Origin of the sequence: Desulfovibrio inopinatus DSM 10711 (genome assembly GCF_000429305.1) — a bacterium.
Lineage (GTDB): Bacteria > Desulfobacterota > Desulfovibrionia > Desulfovibrionales > Desulfovibrionaceae > Alteridesulfovibrio > Alteridesulfovibrio inopinatus.
The window spans coordinates 70,464-77,614 of sequence record NZ_AUBP01000031.1 but is presented as its reverse complement, the minus strand read 5'-3'; the positions used below and the strand labels follow the sequence as shown (position 1 = coordinate 77,614).

Genomic DNA, 7,151 nt, shown 5'->3' with positions numbered 1-7,151 from the left:
CTCTCCCCCGAACCCCCTCTCCCCACCTCATCACCTCCCTTCCTCAAACCTTTTTAACGGGTACCAACATTCTTCAGCTATTTTTATAATAACAAATCTGTACTCATTGATTGAAAACATGGAAGTATCTCATAATACATTTGGGGAAATAAAGCATAAGCCCATGCACGGCATGCTTGAACGAGATGGTCTTGGCAGTACAATCTCTTAATTGGCATGGGGAGGTCTTCAAACGCCACAATGACACATCGGCTTCTGGAATGAGCTGGGGTTCATTGCTAACCAGAAAAGCTTTTGACGGGAAATAGAGAAATGACTATACGAAATACAAGGATTTCCCCAAGCAATACATCAGTCCTCCGTCACGGGGGGACGAAGTGGAGATGACAAATGGCTACTCCTCTGGTGGCAAATACCAATCTTATCTGTGAAATAGTTGACAGGGCAACAGACGGCCCTCTTACTGAATTTGAGCTCGCACGTTTCACCAAGCAGGCTGAAGCCTTAAAAGGAGAGTCCCCGGCCATCGGCGTGTGTGCCCTCGCTATCATAGCCAGCCTCAAGGGAGACATAGACGTGGCGAGGCAACTGCACGAACGCGCTCTTTCTCTTTCTCCTGAAGCGGTACTCCATTATAATTACGCAGGCACACTTGTGCTTTATGGTTTCATGCCGGAAGCAGCCGAACAGGCGGTTTTGGCGGCCGACAACGATGACATGAATCTTAAATATTTGAACAAAGCTATTTTGTTAACATTTGTGGCGAATAACGATGAGCTGTATCGTCTTCTTGAAAGATGGACAAAACTGACAAACGGGGAAGCTCATCCCGTGGTGTTGGAACTGGAAAAGGAAGAGCAAGAGGATGTCAACGACGCTCTTGAAGCGGTTGATACCCCTATCGACGAATGCATCCCCTGGACTGTCGTGAAGCAAGGCCTGAACCTTCAATAATGCGATACGAAATCGTTTGGACACCTCAGGCTGTTCGGGAATTGAAAAAACTATCCCCGCAAGGGCAGGAGGCTGTCCGAAGACTGGTTGACGACCTTGAGAAGTGCCCTTTCCCTAAGGGAATGACAAAGCTCACAGGCGTCGATGCGTTCCGAATTCGATCAGGGCAATTCAGAGTCATTTACAGCGTCAATGGGTCGAAACTCGTCGTTCGAATCTTGAAAGTCGCAGACAGAAAAGAAGCGTACAACAACCGCCTTATCAAGACCCTTAAAAAATACACATAACGCCGAAACAATGCGTTTCTCCATGGCTCGACGATGTTCCGCTTCACCTTCTGTGAGGGACAAAATACGGTCGGCCACACCGAGAAATGTTTTTTCATCACCCTCCAAAACTCGGGCGGAAGCAACGGCTCTCAATATCATCTGACAGTCAATTTGCAAATCGCGATACGTTCTCCCAACTGGCATTTTTCAATATGGGAAAGACCGCGTTCTATTTCCGGTGGAACCTCATCTCATCACAATGAAACTCCTTCCCGTTATCCACAGAAAGGAGCTCTTCAGCCGTTTTCGCTTGCCATTCTTCTTTTGACGGCACCTTTACCATCTTTGGTCATATTCTTTCTGAAAACGACGCATGCGGCACGCATGTCGTTCCCAACGTTTTCCCAATCGCTCTGCAAGGCCTCGCTGTCAGTGCTCCAGGAATCTTCAGAAATAGACTTCTGTCGCACATCGACACGAGAGGAGCCGGCTATATCCAAAATCCTGCCCATCCCTCTCAAAACAGCATGGGATGGAAATTTCGGAGCCGGAGAGCCTTTGAAAATCCGTCGTATCATACGCAAGCCTTCGTGAATCAAAGTTCATAGGATGTTTACTGAAAGTAAATCTCTTCTTCGCAAATGAAAAGATTTGTGAACTTTTGCCCTGATCCTGCTCCAGTGGCAGGATGATATTGTGGAGAGGGATAACAACAAATATGTTGGAATCAATAGGGAACGCCAATGCTGTCGAGATATTGTTTCTGGTCGTCGTCTAAAATGGCACCTGTGAGGTTGGCGTCGCGGAGGTCGGCTCCAATGAGGTTGGCGTCGCGGAGGTTGGCGTTGCGGAGGTCGGCCTCGCTGAGGTCGGCTCCAATGAGGTCGGCTCCAATGAGGTCGGCGGAGTGGAGGTTGGCTTTGCGGAGGTCGGCGGAGAGGAGGCTGGCGAAGTGGAGGTCGGCTTTGCGGAGGTCGGCTTTGCGGAGGTCGGCGTTGCTGAGGTCGGCGTTGCTGAGGTCGGCTTCGATGAGGTTGGCGGAGCGGAGGCCGGCGAAGCTGAGGTCGGCTTTGCGGAGGCCGGCGAAGCGGAGGTCGGCCTCGATGAGGTCGGCGTCGCGGAGGTCGGCGTCGCGGAGGTCGGCGTCGCGGAGGTCGGCTTCGATGAGGTCGGCGTTGCTGAGGTTGGCTCCAACAATACCAGGGTTTCCATCAATAATTTGGATATCATTTGAGAAAGACTTTCTACGTCCTCGAACCCCATCTAGCACTGCTTTCTCTAATAACGCCCCTTTCCATTGAGGCAAAGCTTCCACAACAACCTCAATCAGAGACTTCATAGAATCGCCAACAATACGTTCATGAAGTGTCAAGAAGTCCTTAACATCCATACCTTCACATATTTTCTTCCCCATAAGTAATGCAAGCCAACGTTCTTGGAACATTTCATCATCAGAAATGGGTCGTGATATGACTTTTACCCCATGCCCCAAGCATGTTGCATCATGCTCGCGTCGATCATGCTCTTCTAATATCATGGGGCGTTCATCAGCCACCCAAAGTGCGGCCATTGAGAGAACATCGTTGAGCAACCGTTCCATATCCTGACGAGCATATGCAAAGCTTTTTGAAGCGGCATCACAGGCCGCAAGGAAAGGCTCGAACATGTCTTTATATACATCAGACGTAGGAATCTTCCCCAATCCCATGGCAAGTTCTGCAAGGAAAGAGCGGGTTTCCTCGGAAACTACACGTGTAATGAGACGATATTTTTCTTTTTTCCCGGAATCAGAAGCTGCTGCAATCAACAGATTGGCAAGTAAATCCTCGGCAAGCAAATACTCTTGAAATGAAAGATGGCTGAATTCAAACGCGGTGTGATTTTGTCCAAAATAGGAAAGATTCAAAAAATGCGTTTCGTCGAGTTTTTTATAAAACTCATATTCTGTGGAATCGTTTGGAAAATGTTTTTTCACAAGCTCTGTTGTGATGCCATGTTCTTCCGGCAGCAGACTGCGTAATCGAGCCAGACGCCGTAACAGGTGACGTGCTTTGCACCTGTGATCCGGTAAATCTGCTTTCGGGTCCGGTCGCTTACAATGAACCGAAACATAATTCATGAACCGAAGATAGAGTCCGGTTCGTCCCATGGGAAGCGGTGTATCGAAATCAATCTGAGCATCAGAAAGTAGCTTTCCGACAATCCAAAGGTACAGCGGTTTTTCGAGTTCTCCTGTGTTCAAACCAAGAGACGTCAAACTCTCATGCGTGATGCCCTCCTTCCAAATATCCGGATGGGCGTCCCGCTGTTTGTTGATCCATGAGTCGACTTGGTTGGTCTGAACAAACCCTTGAATACGTATATATTGAGTGGGATATGTTTGGTTGTTTCTTCCATGTTGTAAAACGTTTTGAATATGGTTTGCCACTGCACCACGTGGCCCAAGAATCAAACGGCTTGTGATGATGCATTGTGTACCGGGAGGAAGATCACTCAGACACGCTTCAACAGCCTGAAAAATATGACGTGCATGCTCATCATTCACGGGCCCACTTTCGTCAAGGGCATCCAAAAGCAAGCAAACCGGCGTTCCATCGTCTGGAACACATTGCTTGAGTTCATTTCGAATATGACTTGCATCACCATTGCATTCTTTCAAAGAAAAAAAGACAGGAAACAGGCTATCCCATGTCCGCAAATATGCATTGGCCATTGATACCGCTTTCATACGCAAATAACTCGACTTTCCTATTCCAAAATCTGCACCGATAAAGAGAATACGCTTTGTGTTCGACGCATCCTTTCGGCATGCAAAATATTGGTCACACAGTGTGTCCATAGCAACATACGATGAATCATCTATTGAACAATTTCCCCATTGAGAACAATCGCAGAGCACGCCGACAGGTTTTATAAAAGCACTGTGCAACGGCAAATCATCATCGGCAATAGTATGGTATTGTAATTGAAGAATTTCTTGCAAATAGCCTATTTTTTGTCTTTTTCCATCATCATATTCAAATTGTCGAATAATTCCGTCCAGTCGTGCATCCTGTCGTAAATCAAGCACACCCATATTGAAGTCTAATAAAAGAGATGGAATTCTATCTTCACGAATTCCGCTCCTCTCCATTTCCACTTCTAAAGCGGCCCGAAGTGATGCAATAGGCTCAGAGAGTGGGAGATAGGGGTGGAACACCATATCGTGTTGCGCATTGTTTGTAGAAGAATACCGCTCCGTAACATCACGAAACGCAACATCGAACATTGCGGCAAAGGCTTTTTCGTCTTCGCCATTCTTCCGAACAGCCTGAAGCCAGCAGTTTCGCACCGCATCGATAAAGCGAATAAACGGTTCCTTGTCTGTATCGTTTGCCCAGTTCCTTTTCAGCGCCTCCCACCCTTGGTCCGCAGCTGTCCACAATCCTTGACTCACCAGACTGCACCAAATCGACAAAAAAGCATCACTGACAAGCTGTTCAACAACCATACATATCCCTACTCTAGTATATAAACGGTCATGAATCGATCGGCTCCCACGTATCCCAATGCAAAAACAACACTCTTTCAACTTCAATGGCATGAAATATTTCACGGATCAATGTAAGTTTTCCATGCCCATTGTTTTCGTATCAATTTCCCATCCCATATAAGCCCACCCAATCGCCGTAATGCCTTACCCCTTAGAAGCAAGACGTAGACATCGACACATACAACACCCGCATTCAGAAACTCTCTATTCCATCCTCACCACACCACGACTCTATTCTCCCCATTCTCATGATGATCCAATAACAAACGCCCCGTTCACCACTTCACGTCTCGTTTGAGCAGAGACGTGAAGTGGTGAAGAGGCATACGTTGTGGAATATGCCGGCAACGAGTCTTTGGATATTGGCGAGATGTTTCGGATACACGACGGCTCTTCACGCCGCTCCATGTGTGGCCGAGGTTCTATATGCTAAAGGGCTTCTGGGTATCAAAGGGCGGGTTGGGAGCACCCAACACCAGCATATTCGGAGTCTGAGACCGGGGCATACCTTTCACAATGGCTTGATGGAACTTGGCGTAATTCCCCTGGAATCGTCCCTCCGCCCAAACGCGGAGAAGCTTCCCGGTAAAAGCACCGTTAAAGGGTCCGTCCATGGACGTCTGGTTGTCCTGGCATCCGGAAAGAAGACGTACCGTACAGGCCAGAGGCATCGTCAACTTCTTTTCGACAATGTCGTAGTCGATACCGCGAGCGGACTTGCTCAACTCGGTATAGAAGGCACGATTCTGACGAAAAACCCGTGACGCGACCTGATCAGACATACAGCGTGGCCACGTCGTCGGATCATTGGGGTCTTGAGGACCACTGATCCTCTCGAGGAACCCTCCTGCAGCACGAATCACCGAACCACTATGGCAGCTATCGGACAAAACAAGGATACGAACGCCTTCACGAAATCTGGCGTACATGGCAAACAGTTCGTCATCGAGGATTTGTCCGTCATAGAGACACCATGTTTCATCAAGATTGTCGGACTCATCGAAATTCAGATCCGGCAATTGGCCGCCATGGCCCGAGTAGGTCAGAAGAAAGATGTCACCGGCCTGTAACTCATTGGCTGCACGTGCGCAGGCAGTGAGCAAGGCCTGTCGCGTGGCCTGACCGGTCAACAACATTTCTCTGTCTACAAATCCCATGCTTTGTGCAATGTCATGCATGTCGTACGCATCGTTTTCGCAGGCGATCAATTGGCCATCCCAACCAGCATAATGACTCGGGTCGACACTGTTGAGACCAATATGCAACGACATTCCTTTACGCTTCCCTGTCGTTGGCATCCTCGAAGACGACACTGTCGAAACTCCGGTTCGCGACGATTTCGAAGTCACCGGTTGCACCGCAGGCGCCTGTCGACTCCGCGGGCCGGCAAACTGTTCAATCTCTTCTTTGAAGCGGAGCGCTACAGCATGGTATCCCTCATCAACGGGATGCAATTCGTCATGCCAACGCTGATCCGTGACAACGCCGCGATTATCCAGAAAGCTCACGTTGTCGAAATTCTTCGTCAGCCGACGCATGCAGGCGTGGAAACGATCGACCATCTCTTTGACAATGGCACGTTGAAACGCGGGGTCGGTAATGTTGCGTTTTTCCATCGGCTTACCGAGCCAACGCCCGCTATTGGGAATGCAATAGTCGTATCCATGACAAATAATATGCAATCCGGAGATGGTTTCAAGCTTGCGCAGAACGATATCATACTGTCCTTCGACCTTGGCGAGAAGATCGTTATAGGATGATTCCAGGTGCTCTGCCGGAGTCAAGACCGGATCAAATTCCCGCAAATGCTTTTTCAGGTCGCCACCACCGAGGACATCGTTGCCTCCAGCGCTCAACAATACGATGGAAGGATGCAAATGGTTTGCAATGAGGCGTTGTAATTCCGTGAAGTACTCATCTTTATCCAACATATTGTCCAATGTATCGCCGGCAGCTCCCAGGCTGCGAACAGCATAATCGTCGGACAACCAGTCTATGACATCTTTGAGCATAAGGGGGTACTGAAACCAGGAATCCCCTTCGGAAAGAATGATCGGTCCCTCGTACGACGAGTCCGCAACTTTGCGATTAAAACGCAAATGGCGACGAAAGCGGCTCATGTCGTTGAGCGAATTGAGCAAAAGAGCGCTTCGGGACCGACCTTCCGGCGTTGCCATGTCAATGGCGACTTCCTGCTCATTAATGACAAGACACGGTAAAAAAAGCCCCGAATGTTCTTCGTCCACGGTAAAATATTTTCGTAACTCCGACTCGTCCACATCCAGATTGTTCAGCCGTTTCGACAATTCCTCAACACTGATGCGGGTATCCATAGGTGATACCTCCGTGGTTGCGGTTGCAAAGGCAAAGAACGTCTTTCTCTACTACGACATGTG

At 48.7% G+C, this 7,151-nt stretch carries 4 protein-coding genes; 2 read left to right on the top strand and 2 right to left on the bottom strand.

The window, feature by feature from the left end:
• Positions 1-390 precede the first annotated feature (390 nt).
• Both G451_RS0118400 and G451_RS35400 read left to right on the top strand, forming a co-directional pair.
• A complete protein-coding gene (locus G451_RS0118400; protein ID WP_027185406.1) occupies positions 391-954 on the top strand; it encodes a hypothetical protein in 564 nt (187 codons plus the stop codon).
• Positions 909-1,241: a type II toxin-antitoxin system RelE family toxin gene (locus G451_RS35400; RefSeq protein WP_084448648.1), complete on the top strand. Its 333-nt coding sequence runs from the start codon at positions 909-911 to the stop codon at positions 1,239-1,241. Before G451_RS0118400 ends, G451_RS35400 begins: the two co-directional genes overlap by 46 nt.
• Before the next feature lie 709 nt (positions 1,242-1,950).
• Here the strand turns inward: G451_RS35400 and G451_RS34825 are convergent.
• The gene (locus G451_RS34825) at positions 1,951-4,713 is read right to left on the bottom strand and encodes a pentapeptide repeat-containing protein (protein WP_051261663.1); all 2,763 of its coding nucleotides are present in this window, start codon (positions 4,711-4,713) and stop codon (positions 1,951-1,953) included.
• Between the two features lie 464 nt (positions 4,714-5,177).
• Positions 5,178-7,088 carry a caspase family protein gene (locus tag G451_RS34235; protein ID WP_156921710.1) on the bottom strand — a complete coding sequence of 637 codons (1,911 nt, stop codon included), beginning with the start codon at positions 7,086-7,088 and terminating at the stop codon, positions 5,178-5,180.
• Positions 7,089-7,151 lie beyond the last annotated feature (63 nt).

What these genes read in the sequence shown, in the direction of transcription:
- G451_RS0118400 (WP_027185406.1), top strand. Translation starts at nt 391, where the DNA reads ATGGCTACTCCTCTGGTGGCAAATACCAATCTTATCTGTGAAATAGTT.
- G451_RS35400 (WP_084448648.1), top strand. Translation starts at nt 909, where the DNA reads ATGCATCCCCTGGACTGTCGTGAAGCAAGGCCTGAACCTTCAATAATG.
- G451_RS34825 (WP_051261663.1), bottom strand. Translation starts at nt 4,713, where the DNA reads ATGGTTGTTGAACAGCTTGTCAGTGATGCTTTTTTGTCGATTTGGTGC.
- G451_RS34235 (WP_156921710.1), bottom strand. Translation starts at nt 7,088, where the DNA reads ATGGATACCCGCATCAGTGTTGAGGAATTGTCGAAACGGCTGAACAAT.